The sequence below is a fragment of the Pedobacter anseongensis genome (assembly GCF_037482965.1).
Classification (GTDB): domain Bacteria; phylum Bacteroidota; class Bacteroidia; order Sphingobacteriales; family Sphingobacteriaceae; genus Pedobacter; species Pedobacter anseongensis.
Genome location: NZ_JBBHKB010000002.1, coordinates 719,381 through 742,494 on the forward strand (window position 1 = coordinate 719,381; position 23,114 = coordinate 742,494).

General features: G+C 34.9%; 21 protein-coding genes and 1 pseudogene. All 22 read right to left on the minus strand.

Annotated elements, in window-relative coordinates; translation table 11 throughout:
* Positions 1-28: 28 nt before the first annotated feature.
* The gene (locus WG904_RS10320) at positions 29-1,168 is read right to left on the minus strand and encodes a DegT/DnrJ/EryC1/StrS family aminotransferase (RefSeq protein WP_339579229.1); all 1,140 of its coding nucleotides are present in this window, start codon (positions 1,166-1,168) and stop codon (positions 29-31) included.
* Between the two features lie 52 nt (positions 1,169-1,220).
* A pseudogene (locus WG904_RS10325) lies at positions 1,221-1,759 on the minus strand (GDP-mannose 4,6-dehydratase); the annotation flags it as partial.
* Between the two features lie 103 nt (positions 1,760-1,862).
* Positions 1,863-2,735 carry a glucose-1-phosphate thymidylyltransferase RfbA gene (rfbA, locus tag WG904_RS10330; RefSeq protein ID WP_339579230.1) on the minus strand — a complete coding sequence of 291 codons (873 nt, stop codon included), beginning with the start codon at positions 2,733-2,735 and terminating at the stop codon, positions 1,863-1,865.
* Between the two features lie 19 nt (positions 2,736-2,754).
* Positions 2,755-3,360 (minus strand): acetyltransferase, encoded by a 606-nt coding sequence (locus tag WG904_RS10335; protein WP_339579231.1) that lies wholly within the window; start codon positions 3,358-3,360, stop codon positions 2,755-2,757.
* Position 3,361: 1 nt separating this feature from the next.
* Positions 3,362-3,964 carry a sugar transferase gene (locus WG904_RS10340; protein ID WP_339579232.1) on the minus strand — a complete coding sequence of 201 codons (603 nt, stop codon included), beginning with the start codon at positions 3,962-3,964 and terminating at the stop codon, positions 3,362-3,364.
* The gene (locus WG904_RS10345; RefSeq protein ID WP_339579233.1) at positions 3,957-5,195 is read right to left on the minus strand and encodes a glycosyltransferase family 4 protein; all 1,239 of its coding nucleotides are present in this window, start codon (positions 5,193-5,195) and stop codon (positions 3,957-3,959) included. Before WG904_RS10345 ends, WG904_RS10340 begins: the two co-directional genes overlap by 8 nt.
* Positions 5,192-7,075 carry a heparinase II/III domain-containing protein gene (locus tag WG904_RS10350; protein ID WP_339579234.1) on the minus strand — a complete coding sequence of 628 codons (1,884 nt, stop codon included), beginning with the start codon at positions 7,073-7,075 and terminating at the stop codon, positions 5,192-5,194. Before WG904_RS10350 ends, WG904_RS10345 begins: the two co-directional genes overlap by 4 nt.
* A gap of 13 nt (positions 7,076-7,088) precedes the next feature.
* The gene (gene wecB, locus WG904_RS10355) at positions 7,089-8,186 is read right to left on the minus strand and encodes a non-hydrolyzing UDP-N-acetylglucosamine 2-epimerase (protein WP_339579235.1); all 1,098 of its coding nucleotides are present in this window, start codon (positions 8,184-8,186) and stop codon (positions 7,089-7,091) included.
* Positions 8,187-8,196: 10 nt separating this feature from the next.
* Complete coding sequence (locus tag WG904_RS10360; protein WP_339579236.1) at positions 8,197-10,326, minus strand: bi-domain-containing oxidoreductase; 2,130 nt, start codon at positions 10,324-10,326, stop codon at positions 8,197-8,199.
* The gene (locus WG904_RS10365; protein WP_339579237.1) at positions 10,327-10,845 is read right to left on the minus strand and encodes an acyltransferase; all 519 of its coding nucleotides are present in this window, start codon (positions 10,843-10,845) and stop codon (positions 10,327-10,329) included.
* Positions 10,846-10,847: 2 nt separating this feature from the next.
* The gene (locus tag WG904_RS10370) at positions 10,848-11,993 is read right to left on the minus strand and encodes a glycosyltransferase family 4 protein (protein ID WP_339579238.1); all 1,146 of its coding nucleotides are present in this window, start codon (positions 11,991-11,993) and stop codon (positions 10,848-10,850) included.
* 2 nt (positions 11,994-11,995) lie between these two features.
* The gene (locus tag WG904_RS10375) at positions 11,996-12,874 is read right to left on the minus strand and encodes a hypothetical protein (RefSeq protein WP_339579239.1); all 879 of its coding nucleotides are present in this window, start codon (positions 12,872-12,874) and stop codon (positions 11,996-11,998) included.
* A gap of 1 nt (position 12,875) precedes the next feature.
* A complete protein-coding gene (locus WG904_RS10380) occupies positions 12,876-14,096 on the minus strand; it encodes an O-antigen ligase family protein (RefSeq protein WP_339579240.1) in 1,221 nt (406 codons plus the stop codon).
* Between the two features lie 35 nt (positions 14,097-14,131).
* Entirely contained in the window at positions 14,132-15,262 is a 1,131-nt protein-coding gene (locus WG904_RS10385; protein WP_339579241.1) for a glycosyltransferase family 4 protein, read from the minus strand.
* A gap of 23 nt (positions 15,263-15,285) precedes the next feature.
* Complete coding sequence (locus tag WG904_RS10390; protein WP_339579242.1) at positions 15,286-16,182, minus strand: glycosyltransferase family 2 protein; 897 nt, start codon at positions 16,180-16,182, stop codon at positions 15,286-15,288.
* Positions 16,183-16,206: 24 nt separating this feature from the next.
* On the minus strand, positions 16,207-17,064 hold the full coding sequence (locus WG904_RS10395; protein WP_339579243.1) for a glycosyltransferase family 2 protein: 858 nt from the start codon (positions 17,062-17,064) through the stop codon (positions 16,207-16,209).
* Positions 17,065-17,089: 25 nt separating this feature from the next.
* Complete coding sequence (locus WG904_RS10400; protein WP_339579244.1) at positions 17,090-17,932, minus strand: glycosyltransferase family 2 protein; 843 nt, start codon at positions 17,930-17,932, stop codon at positions 17,090-17,092.
* The gene (locus tag WG904_RS10405; RefSeq protein ID WP_339579245.1) at positions 17,929-18,579 is read right to left on the minus strand and encodes a formyltransferase family protein; all 651 of its coding nucleotides are present in this window, start codon (positions 18,577-18,579) and stop codon (positions 17,929-17,931) included. Before WG904_RS10405 ends, WG904_RS10400 begins: the two co-directional genes overlap by 4 nt.
* On the minus strand, positions 18,576-19,280 hold the full coding sequence (locus WG904_RS10410) for a WbqC family protein (protein ID WP_339579246.1): 705 nt from the start codon (positions 19,278-19,280) through the stop codon (positions 18,576-18,578). The genes WG904_RS10405 and WG904_RS10410 overlap by 4 nt, the downstream gene beginning before the upstream one ends.
* A 9-nt stretch (positions 19,281-19,289) precedes the next feature.
* The gene (locus tag WG904_RS10415) at positions 19,290-20,588 is read right to left on the minus strand and encodes a polysaccharide pyruvyl transferase family protein (RefSeq protein WP_339579247.1); all 1,299 of its coding nucleotides are present in this window, start codon (positions 20,586-20,588) and stop codon (positions 19,290-19,292) included.
* Between the two features lie 4 nt (positions 20,589-20,592).
* Entirely contained in the window at positions 20,593-21,675 is a 1,083-nt protein-coding gene (locus tag WG904_RS10420; RefSeq protein WP_339579248.1) for a DegT/DnrJ/EryC1/StrS family aminotransferase, read from the minus strand.
* Entirely contained in the window at positions 21,672-23,114 is a 1,443-nt protein-coding gene (locus WG904_RS10425; protein WP_339579249.1) for a lipopolysaccharide biosynthesis protein, read from the minus strand. The genes WG904_RS10420 and WG904_RS10425 overlap by 4 nt, the downstream gene beginning before the upstream one ends.

Here is a 23,114-nt window from a genome sequence, read left to right on the forward strand (position 1 = left end):
GATTTACATAAAGATCTATAAAAGAGATTTATTTTATTAGGCTCAGACTTTGCGCTATATTTTCTACTACTCTTTCTATGGCTCCGTTACTTAAGTTAGATCCCGAAGGCAAGCAAAGTCCATTCACGAATAAGGCTTCCGAAACACCGTTACCATAAAATGGCGATTGGGCGAACACAGGCTGCAGGTGCATGGGCTTCCATAGCGGTCTACTTTCTATGTTATCTTGTGCTAGCTTGTCGGCAATCACTTCCCTAGTAACACCCCCTGTTTCTTTGGGGTCAATAATTATCGCGCTTAACCAACGGTTAGAAAAACAACCTTCTGGTTCGTCCAAAAAGTTGATGCCATCTATTGAAGCAAAATAAGATTTGTAATACTCGAAATTGGCTCTCCGCTTGGCTACACGTTCATTTAGCACCTCCATTTGCCCTCTGCCAATGGCTGCACACACATTGCTCATTCGATAGTTGTAGCCTATTTCGCTATGCTGATAATGAGGTGCATTGTCTCGTGCTTGTGTGGCCAAAAATCTCGATTTGGAAATGTAGGCTTCATTGTCAGAAATTAACGCGCCACCACCAGATGTGGTAATAATTTTATTTCCATTAAAGGATAAAATGCCCATCAAGCCGAATGTACCCATGGCTTTGCCGTTTAACGTAGATCCCAAAGCTTCTGCAGCATCTTCAATTACTGGTATTCCAAACTCTAAAGCCACCGTATTAATCTCTTTCATTTTAGCTGGCATACCATATAAATGCACCGGGATAATGGCTTTTGGTATTTTCCCCTTTCTAATCCTGTCTAAAATGGCCTCCCTTAATAATATCGGGCACATGTTCCAAGTATCAGTTTCACTATCAACAAATACGGGTACAGCACCAACGTACGCTATTGGGTTGGCACTAGCCGAAAAGGTCATGCTTTGACAAATAATCTCATCGCCTGGTTGTACACCCAACATAACCAGCGCCAGGTGAAGCGCTGCTGTACCTGAACTCAATGCTGCCACATGCTTGCTCCCTGTATACTTGGCCAAATCTTGCTCAAACCCATTTACATGAGGTCCCAATGGCGCAATCCAGTTCGTTTCGAAAGCTTCATTCACATATAATTGTTCTTTTGTACCCATGTGGGGCGAAGAAAGCCAGATTTTATCGTTCATTATCTTAGATTTACATTAATCTGATTTAAATTTACTATTAGGAGCCTGTAGGTTATCCTTTATTATACTGATTATCATAATAATTCTGATAATCACCACTCGTTACACTAGTTAGCCAAGTTTCATTAGCTAAATACCAGTCTACCGTTCTTTCTAAACCTTCCTCTAACTGTAAACTAGGTACCCATCCTAGATCCCCCATCAGTTTACTACTATCAATTGCATAATGCAAGTCGTAACCAGGTCTATCCGTTACAAAAGTAATCAATTTAGCTGACGCACCTTCTTCCCAATTTAATTTTATATCCATTATTTTGCATAACAAATAAATTAAGTCAATATTCTTCCATTCACTATGTCCACCTATATCATAATTAGTTCTAGCTTTTGCTCGATGGAAGATTGTGTTAATCGCTCCAGCGTGATCTTCAACCCAAAGCCAATCACATATATTTTCTCCTTTGCCATACACTAGCACAGGTTTATTATTTTTAATATTACTTATTGCTAAAGGAATACGTTTTCTGGGAAATGGTTTAATCCATAAGTATCTGTGTAAATACTAACAAAATGATCAGAAGTTTCTTCAGTTATCACCTTTAAAAAACGAATAGTTTGGCAGATATTGAATATCTTTTAGATTTTCTAAATTTCCAGCATACCTAAGTTTATCTGGGTTTATAATAATTGTTTTTTAAACTCCATTCGTTTTAATTAATTTCAATAAGTACGCGCCATATCCACTCTTAACAAGTGGGCTAGCTACTGCTTTTAATTGTGCAGCATCGATAAAACCCATCCTAAAGGCAATTTCCTCAATACATCCAATCTTTAAACCTTGACGTTCTTCAATGATTTGAACAAACTGTCCAGCCTGCATTAATGAGGCGAAAGTTCCGGTATCTAGCCATGCTGTACCTCTACTTAGTACACCAACCTTCAACTTGCCCTGCGATAAATACGCTTTGTTTACATCTGTTATTTCATATTCGCCACGTGGTGAAGGTTTAATATTTTTAGCAATTTGCACCACCGTATTATCATAAAAATATAATCCCGGAACGGCGTAATCGGACTTTGGATTTTGGGGTTTTTCTTCAATAGAAATAACATTATTTTGCTCATCAAACTGCACCACGCCATAACGCTCTGGATCAGAAACCTGATAGGCAAAAACTACTCCTCCATCGGGATCGGAGCTAGCTTGTAATAAACGGGCCATACCATCTCCATGAAATATATTATCACCTAATACTAAAGCTACCTTATCGGCCCCAATAAATTCTTCTCCAATTACAAATGCTTGGGCCAGCCCATTAGGCTCGTACTGCACGGCATAAGAAAATTTACAGCCTATCGAAGAGCCATCTCCCAATAACTTCTCGAAGTTTGGTAAGTCGTGCGGAGTAGAAATAATGAGTATCTCTTTAATGCCGGCGAGCATTAAAGTAGAAAGAGGGTAGTAGATCATCGGTTTATCGTAAACCGGCATCATTTGCTTGCTGCAAGCCAAAGTTAAAGGATGTAGGCGTGTACCACTACCTCCTGCTAAGATTATTCCTTTCATTAATTGAGTTTAATGATATTTATGCTTGATTATATTTTATGATTTTTCCAGGGTTTCCCACTACAACAGCATAATCAGGGACATTTTTTATAATTACTGCTCCTGCGCCAATAGTTGCCCATTTGCCTATTTTGATACCCTGAATTACTATTGCGCCAATTCCAATGTGCGCACCTTCGCCAACTTCTACATTACCTGCTAAGCCCACTTGCGGAGAAATGTGAACAAAATTGGCAATTTTACAATCATGGTCTACTGAAGCATTTGTATTTATAATTACATGCTCTCCAATAGTAACATTGGCATTTATACTTGTATTTGCCATAAGCACTGTGCCCCCACCTAAAATTACAGATTTAGCAATAGCGCTTGATGTATGTTTAGCAAGCTGCTTAGTTTGCATTAAGTTTTGAGCAATCGTTCTTCTTATTGTATTATTTCCAATTGCAACAATAAATTGATTCGAATTTAACAGTTTAAATTCGGCTATATTTCCATTAACTGGAAAATTATTTAAAAACTCAATCGAACTATTATCATCCCATATTCCCGAAATTTCGGTGTTCGTTATGGCAAGGATATCAAGTATTACTTTCGCATGCCCGTTTGCGCCAATTATATGCATTTTAACTTCCAGTAAATTTTTCCATGGTTACTGAGGTAGAAGAAGATATCCCTTCTTTTACTAGCACTTTTTTAATGGTTAACCACACTATTTTCAAATCTAATAAAAAACTCACATTATCTACATACCAAACATCTAATTCAAATTTACGTTTCCATGTTATTGCATTCCGGCCGTTTACTTGGGCCCAGCCAGTTATTCCAGGTTTCACTTCATGCCTTCTGCCTTGCTCTTCAGAATATAAAGGCAAGTATTCTGGTAGCAATGGTCTAGGGCCAATTAAGCTCATATCTCCTTTTAATACATTCAATAGCTGCGGAATTTCATCTAACGAAGTTCTCCTCACAAAAGAACCAATGGCGGTTAATCGTAAATGATCTGGCAATAAATTACCATCCTTATCCTTGCTATCGTTCATTGTTTTAAACTTGATAATCTTAAATAACTTTGCCTGCTTACCCGGCCTTATTTGGAAGAAAAAGGGTTTACCATCATTGGCTATCATTAGCGCCAGCATCACGACAAGAAAAACAGGAGATAAAAATAAAAAAGCTATTGCAGCCACTACAAAGTCTATAACGTATTTAAAAAACGACTTATACACGGGCTATATCTTTTAAATAGTTTAGGTATTTATCTGCCAATACTTTTCTGTCAAAATTCCCTTTTGCAAACAAGTAACCAGCTTCACCTTGTTCATTAATAAGCTCAGGGTTATTCATATACAAGCGTATCTTTGCAGCAAAATCATTAGCATCTTCAGGCTGTACAAATACCCCTGCATTTGCTTCTTCAACTAACTCCCTAGATACACCGTCGATAGCCATAAATATGGGTTTCTTGCAAGCCATATAATCGAAAGTTTTATTGGAATATACTGTTTTAAAGGTATCAACATTTTTTAGTACCGAGGCTCCCATATCAGATGCAAAAATATACTCGAAAACTTCTGCTTTAGGCACTGGGTCTAAAAAAGCTACATTCGTTAGATTGATCGTTTCAGCCAATTCCTGTAATTTTCTCTTTTGCATTCCCTGCCCAATTAACACAAATAATAGATTCGTGTTCCTCATCAAATCAGCTGTTTCCAATACCTGGTCCAAATGATTAGCTACTCCGTGCGCTCCAACATAAGTAACTACAAAACGGCCAGTCCAACCTTGTTTTTCTCTAAAACTTGCAACGTCAAATGTATCTAGTAAATGATCCGAAAGACTAAAATCGGCAGCGTTCGGAATAAAAATAATTTTATCTTGAGCCACCCCTTTCTTCTCAATTAATGTCTTCTTAAAAGCAGGTGTAAGCACGTTTATTTTCTTTGCTTTTTTATAGATAAAGCCTTCCAAGGCATAGGCAAGCTTTATGATCCATTTATTGGTAACCACTCCCGTATCAATTGCCGATTCGGGCCAAAGATCTCGTATTTCGAAAACAAAAGGCACTCTTTTTAACCTAGAAAGTAAGTATCCTGTAATTCCAATAAATAAGGGCGGCGAGGTTACTAAGATAATATCGTATTTACCATTTACTTTAAAAAGCCCAGCCCACAATGCCGAAAACACGAACGAAAAGTAACCCCAAAGCCTGCCTACAAAACCAGCATTGTAACTTTCAGAAACATGGGTACGCCATACGTTTACTTTCCCTTGCTTATTATTCACAAAATACTTGCCTTTATATACATCTCTCTTCTCATTGCCATTATAGTGCATCATTCCGGCAATTACCGTTACTTCATGCCCTAGTTCGCACCACTGGGCGGTTAGTTCATTAAACCTGGAACCACCTGGATCATCTTGCTCTAAAAAATATTGATGTAATAAAAGTATCCTCATGATTTAACCCCAATTATCGTTTTTATTGTGTCATTGTAAGTTTCAAAAGAGACTTCAGTACAGTTAGCTTTTACTCCATAAAAATCAGCCACATAACCTTCCGTAAATCGGGCATCTATTGGTTCATTGTTAATCGTTGCCGAAAGAAAAGTCAGTAATTCAGGAAAAGCAGTATGCCAAAGCTGTTTCAAAATTAAGTCTTTAGGCTTATGTAGCATGTGATCTTCAATTTCCCAAACTGGCTCTTCCTTATAAATTTTAACCTTTCTTTTGTACATAATGGCAGGATTAATGTGTTTAAAGCAATTTATCTCGCCTTCAAAGATAAAGTATTCATCAGTTTCTTCAGTACGTACAGATTTGCATTGGCTCCAATTGTACCAAATAAACCTAGCTCCTTTCTCCATCTGATCAAAATCGCCCAGCATTACGGTATTGTGTGATTGAGTTCCCATAAAATACTTTAAATCCTTCTGGTCTGCATTATACTTGTAAGAGCCGGCGTCATGCAATAAATTTTTATCCTTATACCAAATATCCAGATGTAAGTTATCCGCTTGTGCAGGCCTATCTTTATGATTGCCACAACGTATAAAACTCAAGCTCTCGTTGGTTCTATACAAATAATAGCCTCCTTTTTCGAAAGCAGTAAATCCCTCATTGGCAATTACTGGTATTTCAAGCCTATTTTTTATGCCATACCATTTCGCATCTTCAAATTTTTGCGAATCCCAATTCATGCCCAACGCGTAACTTAGGGCTTCCAATTGCGGCCTATAATCTCTATAATGCGCGTTAGATAGCTTAAAAAATAATGCGCCATCATTGTTTCCATAATTCGGCAGCCATCCAGTATTGGTATTCATGTGATTCACCAAGAAATCAAGGCTCTTTTTTGCTCGTTCGTATACTACTGGAGCAAACGCTTCATGGTTAACGGCCGATAAATTTAAAGCCCAGGTTAACAACTGAACAACCACCCTATGATAGTTCATCGAAAATTGCAAAAAGCTTCCGTCTTCGTAAATTTGATACGCAATTTCTTGTTCAAACCATGCCTTTCCTTTATTCTTCCAGTTTTCTGCTCCTTTAAACTTTGGAAAAAGTAAACCAGCCATGTAGAGCAAAAGTGTTTCGGTTATTGCGTGGTTATTACGCACAGCAATACGCGAAAAATTAATGTTATGATAAACATGTTCTACTTGCCAATAAATGTAGTGTTGCATTTTATCGAACAGCGCAGCGGTTAAAGAAGGCGAGTTTTTATAATAGTAAAGCGCAAATGTCCAATTCATTACACGAAGCGAAATTTCTTGGCTGCATTTAAAGTTTGGCCCTTGGTTAATCGGGTTCGCAGCTATCCATCGTTCAATCTCATCAAACACATGCTTCGAACAATCTACACCAGCATGCTTATCGTACCGAATGATGGTATATAGATGCGAAAACCGAGATGGCTCCCACACAAATTTAATATCCCCTGCTTTGGGGTCGTAATCATTTATATCTAACCAGTGTAATGCAGTATTATATCGATAGCCGGTGGCGGGATTGGTTATCCAATCGTAACTAGCTCCAAGCTTATAGTGAAGGCTCGAAAAAAATGGGTACTCAAAATCGACAAGCTTTTGATAGTCCTTCGTTAGTTCGTCTGTTAGATTCTCTTCAAAAATTAGTTTCTCCTTACTTTCAAAAAAAAAAGGCTGTACTTCTCTTTTCCAGCTTTCTAGATCATAGGCTCTATTAAATTGAGGCTGTATTGGGAACTTGTTTTTCAGCAAACCTGTTCTTTTCTTTAGCTCAAAACCTGTTCTGAAGAATATATATCTCCAGCCCATGTTATCAACCAATTGCACAACTTTTTTAAACTTCCCTAACATATCATACAATTTACTAGGACTGCTTATCAATCGATAACAAATGCTCTACAATTCTAACTGCTGTTTTACCGTCCCACAATGGCGGGATGCCACCTTTTTTCCATTCGCCATTAAATAGCTTTTCGAATGCAGGTTTAATGGCCATGGGGTCAGTACCTATCAATTCGTTTGTACCAATCGTAATCGTTTCCGGTCTTTCTGTATTATTCCTTAGCGTAATACATGGAACTCCCATTACAGTAGTTTCTTCCGTAATTCCTCCCGAATCCGTTACCACAAGCTTAGCCTTTGCTACTAAATAGTTAAATTCTAAATAGCTTAAAGGTTCAATAAAGTATAAATTAGGCGCCGAAATACCTAGGCCTTGTAGGTTTTTTGCAGTTCGCGGATGCACTGGGAATATAATTGGAATACCTTGGCTGTGTGCAATAATTTCGTTCATCAGCAACTTTAACTGTTCCTCTTGATCCACATTTGCAGGGCGATGTAAGGTGAGCACCATATAATTTCGCTCTTCAAGCTGCGCCCCTTCCCAAATTTGTGGGGTTATAAAACGTAGTCTATTTTTTAACAGGGTATCAATCATTGTATTACCAACAAAATAAATCCTATCTTCTTCTACACCCGATCTTCGTAAATTATCATTCGCTACTTCAGAAGTAGTGAAGAAATAATTTGTAATACTATCCGTTACCAAACGGTTAATTTCTTCTGGCATAGTCCAATCATCAGAGCGAATACCTGCTTCTACATGGGCTACTGGGGTTTTTAGCTTTTGTGCCGTAATTGCACAGGCCATAGTAGAAGTTACATCACCAACCACCAACACCAAATCGGATGGATTTGCCAGTAATTCTTGTTCAAATCTTACCATTATGGCCGCCGTCTGTTCAGCTTGTGAGCCTCCTCCAGCCTCCAAATTGGCATGTGGTTCTGGTATTTCAAGTTGTTCAAAAAAATCGCCCGACATTTTCTTATCAAAATGCTGACCGGTATGTATTAAACGAAAATCGATTTGTTTTCCATTTTGCTTTGCATCCTGTATAGCGTGCACTATAGGTGCAATTTTCATAAAATTAGGGCGAGCACCGGCAATTATCGTAACTAACATCTTCTAAAATTTATATAATATCTATCCATTTTCCTTCTTTCAAACTGCTAATAGCGGCAAAAGAAGCTTTTGTAGTGTTTATGATTTCATCGAATGGAATCAGTGCAGCACCTCCATTTTTTATACGATCAATTAACAATTTAAACTGGGCGCTATGCCCTTTATCCAAACTCGTTTTTAAATTAGAAAAGCCTTTAAAACCATAACCTGTAGTTGTTCTAAAGTTATCGATAATCGCTGTGCGCTCTTGAGAATAAATCTCAATCCGCTCCTTAGAATAGGCTTTAGAACCGTTCGAGAAATAATTAATTACGCCGGTAGAACCGTTTTCGTATTTAAGCAAAATAGAGGCATTGTCAGTATTTTCATTGGGATTAACTTCCATTGCATTCATACATACCGATTTAACCTTACTTCCAGTAAAATAGGTGATTAAATCTATAAAGTGACAGGCCTCGCCAATAATTCGTCCGCCACCAACATTCATATCATGTATCCACACACTATCTGGAATAAATCCCGCATTCATAGTTGCAATGATGTTCATTGGAGCGGTTCCAATAATACTTTTCAGTTTTACTGCGTGAGGTGAAAATCGTCTGTTAAAACCAACGGTTAAGGTTTTAGCATTTGCAGATTCCTTTTGTTTATAGGTGTTAATTATTTCTGTTAGCTGTTCGTCGTTTAGGGCTAATGGCTTTTCAACAAAAACATGCTTATTAGCTTTTAAAGCTTCATTAGTCATTAAAGCATGTTTATCATGCCGTGTAGTAATTAACACCAAATCTACCTCATCATCATTTAAAATTTCATGATAATTTGTAGTAGAATGGGTAAAGTCATATTTTTTAGCCAAAGCGGTGCCACTAACACCCCCAGCACTTGCAATAAACTTATAATTTGCTCCTGTATTTTTCAATGCGGGCAACATTGTCATTTTGGTAAAATTACCAGCACCAATAATTCCTATAACCCCTTTTAAACAGTTAAAATTAGCAGTACTTAACTGTATAGTTTCATTTGGTGCTAAGTTCACAACACTGTTATACTTAAGAATGGAAGCTATAGATTTCCTATTGCCAATATCCCCATAAATAGTATTAAACTCTTCGAGCGGCACTACTTCAGTTACCATTTCTTTAACTTGTAGCTTATTAGTAGCAATTGCTTGCAATATAGCTTCAAAATTTCTCTTCTCTGTCCATCGAACAAAAGGCAATGGGTAGTCTCGTCCTCTTTGCTCGTAATTTTCATCGTATCTACCTGGACCATACGAGCAAGATACTTGGAAGCTTAGCTCCTTTTCATAAAACTCGGCTCTACTTAAATTTAAGCCTATTACGCCCACCAAAATAATTTTACCTCTTTTTCTACTCATCTTTGCAGCTTGAGATATAATTTCGTCGGTTTTTGCAGAAGCTGTAATAATTACTCCATCACATCCAATTCCATCTGTATGTGATTCTACAAATTTTACAGGATCGCCTGTTTTAGGATTAAATGGAATTACTCCCCATTGCTTACTGAGGTTTAGCTTATCTTCATCAATATCTACACCAATTACTTTACAGCCGTTTGCTACTAGCAGCTGTGCGGTTATTAAGCCAATTAGACCCATCCCTATTACAACCACGGTTTCGCCTAACGTAGGGTTTAATAATCGTATTCCCTGCAACCCTATTGATCCGATTACAGTAAATGTTGCTTCCTCATCACTCACTTGATCGGGAATATGGGCAACTAAATTTTTTGGAATGGAAACAAACTCAGCGTGTTGGCCATTTGAAGCTACACGATCACCAACTTTAAACTCTGTAACACCTTCTCCTACAGAAATTACCTTCCCTACATTGCAGTAACCTAAGGGAAGTGGTTCACCTAATTTATTAAATACAGCTTCCAAGGTAGGCATTAAGCCATCGGTTTTTATCTTATCAAGTACTTGTTTTACCTTATCTGGTTGCTGACGAGCCTTCGATATTAAATTAGACTTTCCAAATTCTACTAACATTCGTTCGGTACCTAAAGAGACCAAAGAATGTGAGGTTTGAATAAGTACAGTTCCTTTTCTAACTTGTGGTGCAGGAATTTCTTCGAGTATAGTATCTCCCGTTTTAAAGGATTGTATGATTTGTTTCATTTAATTAGCAATATTGTCATTTATTTTCAAACTATGTTCTTGAATTTCATGTTCACTTTCGAACCTTTTTCTTAAAAACTTTGCGGGAACCCCCGCCATAATACTATAAGCCTCAACATCCTTCGTAACAACTGATCCAGCTGCAATTATGGCTCCTTCATTAATTTTAACGCCATCTAAAATTATAACACCATGACCAATCCAGCAATCCTTGCCAATATGAACCCCGAACCTCTCAGATCTACCGGTACTTCTGCAAGGAACTCCCACAATATCAAAACGATGATCACCACCAACAATGGAAACCTGAGAGGCAACCATTGCAAAGTCATCGATAAATAATTCGTCAATAGAGAAATGGCTATTATTACCTATATACACATAATTACCTACTTTCATACTTGAAACCCTTATCAAATTTCTGCGACCCATGTAAAAATTTTTGCCAACAGATTTGAATTTATACTTAAATTTCAGTAGTAAAAACATTCGTAGTTTTTTTAAAAATGTTTTTATCATAATTATTTGTGTTTCAATAGTAAGTTATTCATTACAGCTAACTGCTTTTCAGGATTATAATGTTCTGATATTATTCTTCTCCCGTTTTCCCCAATTATTTTTCTTTTTTCTTTAGGTAGAAGCATTAAATATTCAATTCTCTCTGCTAATGAGGCTGGGTCATCGTTCTTGTAAAAAAACCCAGATACTCCGTCTTGAACACATTCAATTTCTGGACCATGAAGACCCATCGAATCATTTGTGATTATTGGGGTACCATATGTGAGAGAATGTATTGCAGTTAAACCTACTGCATCAGGAATGATACACGCAATAGATTTTATGAAATAATTAGCAAGACTATTCTCGTCATAACAACTCCCTAAAAAAATTACCCTATCATTAATAGCGAGCTCTTCTGTCCGCTTTATAAGTTTTAACTTTAAGTCACCGTCCCCAATAATTAATGCCCCGACAAATAAACCTTTGTTTTTTAATAAGGAAATTGCGTCTATTAAGATATCTAGTCTCTTCCGCTGCTCAAGACGGCCAGTAAAAACCACATAATTTACTTCCATATAAAATGGGGATTTTAATTCCCCGATGTTCAGGTTATTTAATATCCTTTCCTGCATCTTATAATTTAGAGAGTTGTAAATGACACAAATTGGTTTTTTAAACCCACTAGATTTCATGATTTCTTTAGCCAACTTATCATATACAACGCCTCCATGACTAAAACATTTTAAAAAAATCAACTTTAGCTTATTATTTAAAGATCGACGTCTTGATCTCACCCCATGACTCCAAAAATATGTTGGGGTATTATTTAACCTAAGAAGAAATATAGAAATCCATGTAGATAAAAATTTCCAGTCCCCAAGAAAAATAACGCCATCGAATTTTTCCTGCTTTAACATTTTAAAAAGATTCGGTTGCCATAAAAAATTTTTAAAGAACCAAATATTTTTTAGCCTTATAAAACGATCCTCAGTATCAAATTCATATAGCTTCAAATTTCTATATGAACTATTCACCCTATCTCCAGCCAAAAAATAATAGCTATTAACTTTACAATTTAACATCTCTTCGATTATTGGCCCTCGATAATGCGCAAAAAAATGGTAAACTATTGCGATCTTTTTCTTTCCTTCTTCCCCTTCTGTCATTCCTATAGTATATGATTCATATAATTCATTAAAACATCGTTACAATCCAGTTTAACTAAAGGTTGCATATCATTACTAGTTCTAATTTTATTTTCTCTATACGGTGTTGGCGTCTCCCACCAGATTATTCCACCAACTGTGTTTAAATTTTTATACTTATATTGTTTAATAAAAGTAATATAACGTTTCATTTCAGTGGGGCTGAGCATCTCATACCCATACTTTTTATTTATAGGATGTACCAAGTACCATACGAATGGTAGTACTGGTTTTTTGAGTCGTGCGCCATAGCTAAAGGCTTGATCTAAATTCTGTTTTAAGTAATCGTAATTTCTCTTTAATGTTATTTGTTTATCAGGATAAATAATATAAAGTGATGGCATGATATAGTCACAATTAGAAAGGATAGCATCTAATTTCCTATCACTATTATCATTTTCTTGAACATGAAATGTTCGAATTGGCAATCCATATATTCCTATTTTTACATTTGGCCTTAACTTTTTAACGTATTTTATTAGGCTAACAAATGTTACTAGAGAATGTTTAATCCGAGGATCATCTTTCTTTAATAATTTCAAATTTTGGAATAATTGATTTTCTAGATTAATACACAACAGTCCTTTATCCTCAATTTGAGGATAAATTTTTGATAAATAATTCGATACACTCTCATAAAATATACTGCCATCCTTCTTTGGATCAATCATGAATCCACTTAAAATATCTATTGATAGAATCCCCTTTTTCTTACTTATTATATCCCATGTTTTCTTATTATACCTTTTCTTAAATAAATAAAGGTTAATATCCTTTGGAACTTGCGAAAATAACTGACTGCCTATTGAAAGAAAAATAATTAATACAAATAGTCTTTTCATTTTAAGTCTTTCTTAATTTGAACTTTGTTAAAAGCGTTTCTAGCGAAAAGAGTAAAGCTATGGAAGTCCAAAACCATGCAGCGCTAGAAATTGATCCACTAAACATATTCTGCATAAAAGATTCTATAAAAATTATTGCTACCCAAGAATATTTTGGTATATACTTAAAGACTCTAAAACAAATCAAAAATGCACGAAGCAATAAAATTACTATAGGAATAAATCCTAAGAGTCCAGTAGTCTGCAATACCTCAATTAACATATTATGAGGGTGTCCTGTCCAATTTTCAACTCTTAGCTTATCACCAATTATTGGATTATTCAAAAATTGATTGAATGAAGATTTCCATATCTCTAACCTTATCGCAGAAGTACTCCCAGTTTCAATCGCTTCGGAAGTTCCAAAAAATCTTCGAACTAACCCACTCCCCATCATCTCATCTAAATATACCAATATTACGGATGAGACGATTAACGCAAAAGAAATCTTAAGAGTGAACTTTACGTTGTTCCTAGCAATCAACATTAATAAGAATGGTAAAAATAATGCAAATAAGGCCCCTCTTGATGCTCCTAAAAAGAAAGGAATAATTGAAAGTGTAATTGCCAGATAACAAATTAGCCTTTTAAAAATGGCAACTTTATTATAAACAAGATATATTACTGTTATACTAATAATTAATGTTGAGCAATATGATAATGCTAAAGGAGAGATCACTTCTTCCCCGACAGAGTCAGTCCTTAATCTTGAAACTTGGCCAATAAAATGGCCATACAATACAATTGCTGCTAATGAGAATGCAAATCCCGTCATTATTAGCGTTTCAATAATAGTAGACAAATGCTTTTCTCTTAGGTCAAATATTGTTATTGAAATAAATGGTATTATTGAAAAAGAAACAAAGTAAAAAAACAAGTCACCATAACTTAGGTAAAAATCCTCACCTGTGGAATAGTCTATTACAATTCTTATAAGATAAAAAATCATAAATAGAAAGAACCAACCTAATTTAGCATTTAATACATTAGTTTTTAAATTGAACACTAAAAGGGAAATCAATGAAATACCAATGAGACCACGAATTGGCACTGAAACTTGCTTTGTAGCTTCTCCAAGTTCTGCATTAACCAAAAAGAGTAAAATAAAATAAAACCCAAAAAAAGTTAGTGAAAAAATTACTATCAAAAGCAGCATATTTATTTTATCTAACCGGATTTTCATAATCTATATTATTATTTAATAATATCTACACAGTTCTAATTAATACCCTGCTTGCTCCTAATAATATTTAACAATTTCGACACGTTAAAATCAACTGAAAAAATATTCGACATTGCCTTTCCTGCAAAACCAATGGATTCCCATTCTGATTTTTTAGACAATGATAAATCAATGGCTTGTCTATACGAATCCAAATTTGGGTAATCAATTAACCACCCATTTACATTGTTTTTAATCATCTCTGATGGACCTCCCAGTTTATAGGCAATAATTGGCTTCCCTGCTCCCAATGCTTCTGCAATAGAAATTCCAAATGCCTCAACGTTTCGTCGAGAATTAACTGCCACATCTATAGTTGAATAAAATTTGGACAAATCAGTTATTTCTCCTAAAAAGTGAACATTCTTACCATAAAAGGCTCCAGCCAAATTATGAAGCTCTTTCAAGTATTCCGCTTGGTTTGAAGCTCCTGCAATTAGCAAATGGCCATTTGATTCTATTGCTTTCGAATTAATAAACCCACCTATGAGTAAATCTTGCGCCTTGTCGTAACATACCCGGGCTACCATACCATATACAGGTACGCCTTCTGGTATTCCAAGTTCATTTCGATATGTTTTATCTCCTAAAATAATTCTTTTACTATCAAATCCAGGATATACAAAATGACGACATACATCACCCAAACTTTTCTTCGTATACTCACTATTAGCAATAGGAACGATAGAGAATTTTTTGCACAAAAATGAATACATCATCTTTGCTAGTCTGTTGCTAACAATTCCCGGAAGATGCCAAAAAGCAGCTGAATCATATTGCTTAGCCAAAAAGCTTGCTAAAAACAAAAAGTTTGGTCTTCTATAAATAACAGCGTCATAATTGCCCGAAAGTGAAGTCACAACTTTTTTTAAGTTTCTCTTTCCATATCTATATGTTTGAATTATCGCATTAATTCTATTTGAAAAATTGCCAATATAACTCCATTTTAAATTATCCAGTTCTACAAAATTATCACTCAAAGAGGCATAAAAATCTTTTCTTTTCCCATTACCAATAATCACAAGATCAACTAAAATCCCCTGAGACCTCATGCACTTGATATATTGTGTTTCACACGTCAATACTCCACCTCCATCAGTACTGCTTACAATCTTTAGTATTCTCATAATTTTTTAAATATTTGTACTGATCATCTTTCTCTCTCTCCTCCAAAAAGTAATTTGAAATATTCTTTAAGCAAAATTAAGAATAAATAAAAGATCACATAAACTACCTTGACTTGACTCCAAAAACCTAAATTACTTTCACGAAACAATCTGTATGTCGGAATTATGAATGTTAGTACAAAAAGAGTTGGAATATAAGTAATTTCCTTTACAAAACCTTTAATATTTTTAAAGTCAAACTTCTTTTGCCCTCCAAACACCCTTCTTTTTTTTTTAGCAAGTTCAGAATATTTTGACCTTGCAGGATGTTTGACAACAACGTCGTCGGCATATGTTAACGAAATATCAAAATTGTTCGCACGCCTATTCCATCCAAAATCTTCTCCTGATTTTAAATCTGAATTGAACAGTCCCACAGTATCAAAAAAAAGTTTCTTTGTAAAGAAATTTGCAGTAATTGCACCTTTCAATTTGTCTACATTTCGCTTTTGGTTGAATGCAAAAAAGCTTTCATATAATTCAGGCCAAGTTTCATTACCAACCTCTTTAGGAAAAATCTTAACCTTCCCCGCTACACGCTCGGCATTTTTTTCTTCAAAATAAAAAAGTGCATTTTGTATCCAATTCCTATCTGGTAAACAATCGGAATCTGTGAACCCTACAATTTCCCCTCTTGCAATGGAAAGTGCTGCATTCCTTGCAGCATATGAACCAGCTTTTGGCTCTACAATAAGTTTAAAGTTATTTGGTATATCGGTAAGTTCAAACCCGTCACTTGAATCATTATTGATTATAATTACTTCAAAGTTATCCAGAGAAAGGCTTTGGTTTTTTAAGCATTCTAAGCACAAATTCAATCTATCCCAATCTCTATAAGTTGGAATAATTATTGAAACTTTGGGAGTTGTATTAGTTAACATTTTAATATCTTAGTTATTTGCGCCTTATATAAGTTTAGTCAAAGTATTAAAGAAATATATACTATATCTGACTTCAAATTCTAAAATCGCTCTTACCATTGCTTTAAATATTCTTTTGTAAAATAACTTTCTTATTATTTTTTTATACTTTAAACCAGTATTTCTATTTAGCGCCATTATTGCATCAAATTTATTCAATTGTCTTACGTTTGAACCTAATTTATTTGTAATAGATTTTATACTTTCGTCGTGCATTCTTCTCAAACATAAATAATCATCAAGCACAACAAAAATACTTCCATTTAATATAAGTCTTGAATAAAACTCCCATTCTTGATGTTTTACCAGATTTATATCGAAAAGCAATTGCTGCTGAGCAAGATACGTTCGATTAAAAAGTGGCCCTGGTGTTAGGAAGTGTATCTTATAAAGCAGATAGTCTTCAACAAGATTATTACTCATAAGCTCATATTGAGGATAACTATATTTATCATTAACAGTAAACTCCCCCATTTTAGCGACCATAAAATCTATCTCTGGATTCCGTTGTAATGTCTGAACTTTTTTCTCCAACATATCAGGTAACATTAAATCATCTGAATCAAACCATTGAATATATTCTCCAGAAGACATTTCAAACCCGAAGTTTCTACAAGTTGGAGCTCCTTTTTTTAAATTCTCAGGACGCTTGAAATACTTAAATCGAGCGTCGTATTTTATATAACCTTTAACTACTTCTACCGTATTATCAGATGAACCATCATCAATTATTAAACATTCCCATGATGTCCAAGTCTGAGATAAAATAGAATTGAGTGTTGCTGGCAACAAATGTGCCCTATTAAAGGTGGGAACTATAATAGATACTACCCCCTTTTCCATCTTATTATTTTCATTCAGCATCGAATTATCCATGTTTTGATGCAAATAACACCTTTAGAAAAAAGAATGCGTCATTAACTTTTGTACTTTTAATAGCGAGCTTTAACCCCTTCTTCGCTCGCTTCTTTATGTCTTTAAATGTCAAGTCTTTACTTTCTGAAATATATTTTGCAGCTACAGTCCTAGATTTAATACTATTTTTGAGCCTCATAATTTGGGATTCACCAGACCACATACCTGCCTCATGCACCCTATAATTGGCCATGATTTCAGGCAAGATTGCGAACTTTCCATACGCTCCTAGTGTAACCCACATAAAAAAATCACCATAAGGTATTGTTGAAATATCCTCAGGATAGTGCTTTATTTTATTCTTGAAAACTGCAGACAACGTTGGAATGTGATTAATACAAATCTCAGATTGGTCAAAAGATTTAAAATGTAACGCGGTTGGAAATTTAATTTCACCGTCAATATCTCTTCCTACATGATGCCCACATAAAACGTATTCAGTATTCTTTTCTAAAAAGTCTACTTGTTTTTGCAGTTTTTTTGGATCAGTCCAATAATCATCTCCCTCACACATTGCTATATATTTACCTTTTGCTCTAGGAAAATTATACTTAAAACTAGGTCTGACCCCCTGTGAGTATTGATTTACCGATTGATAAATAGGCTTAATTAAATCAGGGTAATTCTTTTCATATTCCCTAATTATATTAACAGTACCATCTTTGGATGCATCATCATGAATCAATATTTCAAACGAAAAATTAGTTTCTTGCAATAAAAAACTCTCTATGCATTGCCTAATATATTTTTCATGGTTATATGTAAGACAACAAATGCTAACTAATATATCTTTCATTTAGTTTCTGGGAAAAAACTGGTTCTAGAATAAACTCCATTCTCGATATAAACAACATTATTCACTATTTTAAGTTCATTTTTTTTTATCGAACTTAAAATAGTGAATAGCATTGGTATTTGTTGATCAAGTATACCCTCATAGCCTAACTCATTGAAAACGGCAACTGAGGTAACTGATTGCATTATGATAGGTCCAGTATCAATGCCTTCGTCAATAAAGTGTGCTGTATTTCCTAATACACAAGCACCCGCCTGAATTGCCTGATCAATAGCCTTTCTGCCGGGAAAGCTGGGAAGCAAGGATGGATGAAAATTAATTATCCTATTCCTATAAACATCAACTAAATCACCCTTAAGAATATGATCACCAAAACAAAAACAATAATCTATATCATGTAAATTTAAATATGATAAAATATTATCTGAAAGCTTGAGTGACTTATTTGGCCCTTCGATCTCACTAAAATCCTTACAGATAAAAGGTATTGCAAACTTATCAAGATCGCTTTTCAAAAAGGCATTTCTACTATCATCAGAAAAAACCAATTTGATTTGGCTCATCAAATCACTATCATTAAGCGATAATATCTTAGACAAGCGCCCAGCGGAGCCTGAGACATAAAACGCTATTCTGGGATTTATCATTCTAATGTGAAGTCGTTTAAAAATTCAACTGCTTTTTTCTTAGTATTAAACATCATCAAGTCCAAAATTGATAGAAATGGAATAAAATTATCGCCAAACTGCTTGTATTCAATTTCATTAGCTCTTAAAAACTGAAGCACAATAGATCTATCCTGGAATTCTTCCTTGCTGTAAAGTTCCTTCCCCCCAATTGCATTAATGTATTTTGTTGCATTGAGTTGTTGGCAAATAGCCAAAACTTTACCTTGACTTTTCAAACTTGAATCTGTTGGAATAGTAGATGATATCACTATCTCAGTATTAATATCTAAATAGGAACAAATCCTAACTACTGAGTGGTGGATAAACTCAAATAAGTTGGGATTGTTATAATTAAATATTTCTTCAACAATAGGAAATACAGTCTGAAACATCAATGCCTTTCTATATGCAGCCTCAATCTTTCTAAGTAATTTAGCTTTTTCGCTTTCAAAAAAGGAGCTAGCAATTACTCTTTCGTAGACATCCAAAAAGTCTGAATCCTTTTTTAACGGCAGAGAAATCGTTTCATCTTTACCGTTAACTAAAATTCTGTTTCGGTTTATCCACCCTTTTTTTGTAAATTGAATATTGTCATATATAACAAATTTATCTACAGCAGAAATAAGCTGAAAATACCCAATATAAGGCAAAAAATAAGGTTGCATAATTGCTACTACCATGAACTACTACTAAAAAAGTTCTTTCATTAGCTTGAAATTTTTCTTTGCTTTCTCTTTTGCCTTTGGAATTTGCTGTTTTAATTCATCTTGGTATTTTTCAATATTGTTCCAACATTTATCAATTTTCTCATTTAAATCACCATCTAATGCAGGATCAGCAACATATGCTTCTGCGCCTGCTTCAATTGCAAAACCTTTCAACTTATGCGCTTTAGGTTCGTGACCATAATCAATAACAACAGTTGGTACATATTGACTTAATCCTGCTACAGCAGCATGTATGCGTCCGCTTACCAACATTGAGAAAGCGCCAATAATTCCCTTAGTTGTCCAGGTATCATAAACACCATTTAAACAGATTACATTTTTCGCAATTCCTCTATCATTTAATATTCTTTCCAGCTGTTTAGTAACAACATAGTCACGCCCATGAATTAGCTCAAAAGGCTCCTTTCCAGGGATAAACCCATTTGAATGAGACATTAGACATACTTTCGCGCCTAAAGAATCTAAGTGTTCCACTGCTTCTGCAAATATCGTGTAATCAGAATCTTCACGAGGCCATTTATCGAATGGCCCCGTTAAAAAATTCCAGCCACACAATATAAACCCAACCACTGGTTTCTCAGAATTTGAGATACCTTCTGAATCTAGTAATTCTTTAATTTCGCTTTGAGCTTTTGGTTCAAATAAAAATGCAGGGCATGCTAGATCATGGAGTTTATTTAGGTTAAATCCATATTGTGTAAGGATATCTCTGCTTACACTTTCACGATTGGTTACGAAATCAAAATTCTCAAATACTTCTTTAGCAAATTCTAAGTTCTTATTCTCTGAAAAAGGTCCAGGAGAACCTGCAACCATTACTGTTTTCTTACCTAAAAGCTGTGCAACCCTATCTTTACATAGGCCTACATGGAAACGGTCTTCCCCTAGAAAGTCCGCATTATCTCCCCAAATATCCCCACTAAAATCAATAACTAAATCAGCATTCAAAACTTCGTCAATATATGGAGTGGTACATTTCAGCTCTTTCGTTTTTACATATTCTTTGGCTATTTCTAACTCCTTTTCTGCATCAAACGCATCCGTTCCAGACCAACCGTAGTATAGTTCCATAGGTACAACATCTACACCTTCCGCATTACAAAAGTCGTCGGATAATTGCATCGTTGTCCTTATCTCACAATTTGGGAATACAGATCTCAATTCTCTCATAAAAGGTTCTATTATATAAAAATTACCTATATTTCCGAATTCCATTCTTCCCCAATGCAAAGTGCATTGTCCTATTATTAAAATTTTCATATTTTTAATTGTTTTGCGTTCTTAAAATTAATCTACATATCAGATCTACTTCTTCTCTTGTTAAATCATAATAAAAAGGTAAACACATTACCCTTTTCGAAATATCATCCGTTACTGGCAATGATATTGGTGAAAGGTATGGTAAGCAATTTGCTAATGAAGGATAAAAATACCTCCGAGTGAAAATCTCCGAAGCCTTTAATTTCTCCATGCAGTTCAGCATCAATTCCTCACTTTCAAAAATAAGAGGAAAATAAGCATAATTTTTAGAAGCTGACTTATTCCAAAATGGCGCAGTCGCCTTAAGGGAACTTAGCTTGGTTAAATAATGATCTGTAATTTGCTCACGCTTAAGATGTATATTTTCTACATACTTTAGATTAGCTAATCCCATAGCAGCATGGAACTCAGAATTCTTACCATTGATTCCCAATTCTGAAAACTTCTCAGTACCACTAAAGCCAAAATTTCTAATATGGGCCAACTTCTTTAAAAGCGAAGGATCTTTGGTAACAATTAGTCCTCCTTCTATCGAGTGATACAATTTGGTAGCATGAAGGCTACAAGTAGAGATATCGCCATATTCAAAAACTGATTTACCATTTACCTCAACTCCAAAGGCATGAGCTCCGTCATAAATTACCTTTAAATTGTGCTTTTTTGCAATTCGATCTATTTCTTCCACTTCACAGGGATTACCATATACATGTGTAGCTAAAATTGCTGAAGTATTGGGTGTAATTGCAGCTTCAATCTTTTTCGGATCTATGTTTAAAGAATTCGAATCTATATCAACAAAAACGGGATTACATCCTTCCCATACAATACTACTTGTAGTGGCCACAAAAGAAAAAGGAGTTGTTATAATATCTCCCTTGAGTTCAAGTGCTTTAATAGCCATTTGTAAGGCGATGGTCCCATTAGTAACAAATAACAAATGCTTTAGTTTCAGGAATTGCTTTAATTGAATCTCAAGGTCACTTGCCAATGGTCCCATATTAGTTAGCCATTGCCTTTGCCAAATACCATTTAAATAACTACTAAATTCTTCTTGGGGTGGTAAAAAAGGTTTAGTTACTGGGATCATCTCTTTAAAATTAATTGTTTAAAATCCGATAGTGCATCTATTTTTAACAGGCGAGAAATTAATATATATATACCACTATACAATAAAGCGGTTACTAGCAAAAATGCAAAATCAGGTAAATATAAGCTTTTTATACAGAACAAGTTGAGCAAGTACAACACTAAGCCGCTTATCGAGCCAGAAAAAAGAATAGGAGCTATATCCTTTATTTGTTCTTTCATTTTATAATTTAGAAGCTTACCACTATAAAAGGAATTCACATAAAAAGACAAAACTGTTGATATTATTTGGTAATAAAGAAGTGCATAAATACCAAACGGAACACAACACACAATGCCTATTGTAGTATAAAATTTCTTTATCAGCTCCAATTTCAAGAACAAATCAGTTCTCCCTTTGACCTTCAATATATTGAGGTTATAAGAGTGTAATGGAAACATTATTCCAGAAATACAAAGAAGTTGAAAATAGGGCACGGCAGGTAGCCACTTCTCTGTAAGAAGCAGACGGAAAAAAGGTTCGGCAACGCATGCGAGAAAAACTAACAATGGAGTAATCCAAAATAAGACTTGCTGCATCAACTTCATATAGGCCAATTTCAGCTTCTTATCATCATTTTGAATAGATGAAAATAGTGGATAGGTAACTTTATTTAATGCTGTCGAAATGTTCTGAACGGGAAACATTCGTAAAGAATTAGCCCGGTTATAAAAACCCAATTCAGTAATCGAGAAATACTTACCAATAATAAGGGTATAAATATTTTTATAAATGGTATCCAGTAGACCAGAAATTGTTAATTTATATCCAAAAAAAAAGTGATACTTTAAACGTTCTAGATCGAAAACAAAACTTGGATACCAGCCAGTTGAAAACCAATGTTGAGCAGTAAAAAGAGTAGATTGGACCAAGTTCATCCATACAATACTCCACACTCCAAATCCTTTGTAAGCTAAAAAGACACCAACCAAGCCCCCAATAACTACAGATGGGATTTGCATGGTCATCTGTAATTTAAAGTTCATCTCCTTAGTTAGTTTAGTTGTTTGAACACCAACGAAAGCCCTAATTATAAAAGTAAGCGTGTAAACCTTTATAATAGATTCAAGCCTTACTTCATTATAAAAATTCGAGATATATGGAGCAGCAATAAAGAGCAATAAATAGATTACCACACTACCTAAGAGATTGACGAAAAAGACTGTAGAATAATCGCGCTGATCGGGAGATTCTGTACGGATCAAAGAAGAGGTAAGTCCAGCATCTACTAATGAAGTACCCACATTCATAAATACAGTCATCATGGCGATAAGTCCAAAATCCGAAGGCAGTAAAACTCTCGCTAAAACAATCTGTATGAAAAAATTTATAAACTGAACACTGAACTGCTGCGAGAATGTCCAAAACAATCCAGAAATAGTACGTTTTTTTAAACTCAC

What these genes read in the sequence shown, in the direction of transcription:
- WG904_RS10320 (WP_339579229.1), bottom strand. Translation starts at nt 1,168, where the DNA reads ATGAACGATAAAATCTGGCTTTCTTCGCCCCACATGGGTACAAAAGAA.
- rfbA (WP_339579230.1), bottom strand. Translation starts at nt 2,735, where the DNA reads ATGAAAGGAATAATCTTAGCAGGAGGTAGTGGTACACGCCTACATCCT.
- WG904_RS10335 (WP_339579231.1), bottom strand. Translation starts at nt 3,360, where the DNA reads ATGCATATAATTGGCGCAAACGGGCATGCGAAAGTAATACTTGATATC.
- WG904_RS10345 (WP_339579233.1), bottom strand. Translation starts at nt 5,195, where the DNA reads ATGAGGATACTTTTATTACATCAATATTTTTTAGAGCAAGATGATCCA.
- WG904_RS10350 (WP_339579234.1), bottom strand. Translation starts at nt 7,075, where the DNA reads ATGTTAGGGAAGTTTAAAAAAGTTGTGCAATTGGTTGATAACATGGGC.
- wecB (WP_339579235.1), bottom strand. Translation starts at nt 8,186, where the DNA reads ATGTTAGTTACGATAATTGCCGGTGCTCGCCCTAATTTTATGAAAATT.
- WG904_RS10360 (WP_339579236.1), bottom strand. Translation starts at nt 10,326, where the DNA reads ATGAAACAAATCATACAATCCTTTAAAACGGGAGATACTATACTCGAA.
- WG904_RS10365 (WP_339579237.1), bottom strand. Translation starts at nt 10,845, where the DNA reads ATGATAAAAACATTTTTAAAAAAACTACGAATGTTTTTACTACTGAAA.
- WG904_RS10370 (WP_339579238.1), bottom strand. Translation starts at nt 11,993, where the DNA reads ATGACAGAAGGGGAAGAAGGAAAGAAAAAGATCGCAATAGTTTACCAT.
- WG904_RS10375 (WP_339579239.1), bottom strand. Translation starts at nt 12,874, where the DNA reads ATGAAAAGACTATTTGTATTAATTATTTTTCTTTCAATAGGCAGTCAG.
- WG904_RS10380 (WP_339579240.1), bottom strand. Translation starts at nt 14,096, where the DNA reads ATGAAAATCCGGTTAGATAAAATAAATATGCTGCTTTTGATAGTAATT.
- WG904_RS10385 (WP_339579241.1), bottom strand. Translation starts at nt 15,262, where the DNA reads ATGAGAATACTAAAGATTGTAAGCAGTACTGATGGAGGTGGAGTATTG.
- WG904_RS10390 (WP_339579242.1), bottom strand. Translation starts at nt 16,182, where the DNA reads ATGTTAACTAATACAACTCCCAAAGTTTCAATAATTATTCCAACTTAT.
- WG904_RS10395 (WP_339579243.1), bottom strand. Translation starts at nt 17,064, where the DNA reads ATGGAAAAGGGGGTAGTATCTATTATAGTTCCCACCTTTAATAGGGCA.
- WG904_RS10400 (WP_339579244.1), bottom strand. Translation starts at nt 17,932, where the DNA reads ATGAAAGATATATTAGTTAGCATTTGTTGTCTTACATATAACCATGAA.
- WG904_RS10405 (WP_339579245.1), bottom strand. Translation starts at nt 18,579, where the DNA reads ATGATAAATCCCAGAATAGCGTTTTATGTCTCAGGCTCCGCTGGGCGC.
- WG904_RS10410 (WP_339579246.1), bottom strand. Translation starts at nt 19,280, where the DNA reads ATGGTAGTAGCAATTATGCAACCTTATTTTTTGCCTTATATTGGGTAT.
- WG904_RS10415 (WP_339579247.1), bottom strand. Translation starts at nt 20,588, where the DNA reads ATGAAAATTTTAATAATAGGACAATGCACTTTGCATTGGGGAAGAATG.
- WG904_RS10420 (WP_339579248.1), bottom strand. Translation starts at nt 21,675, where the DNA reads ATGATCCCAGTAACTAAACCTTTTTTACCACCCCAAGAAGAATTTAGT.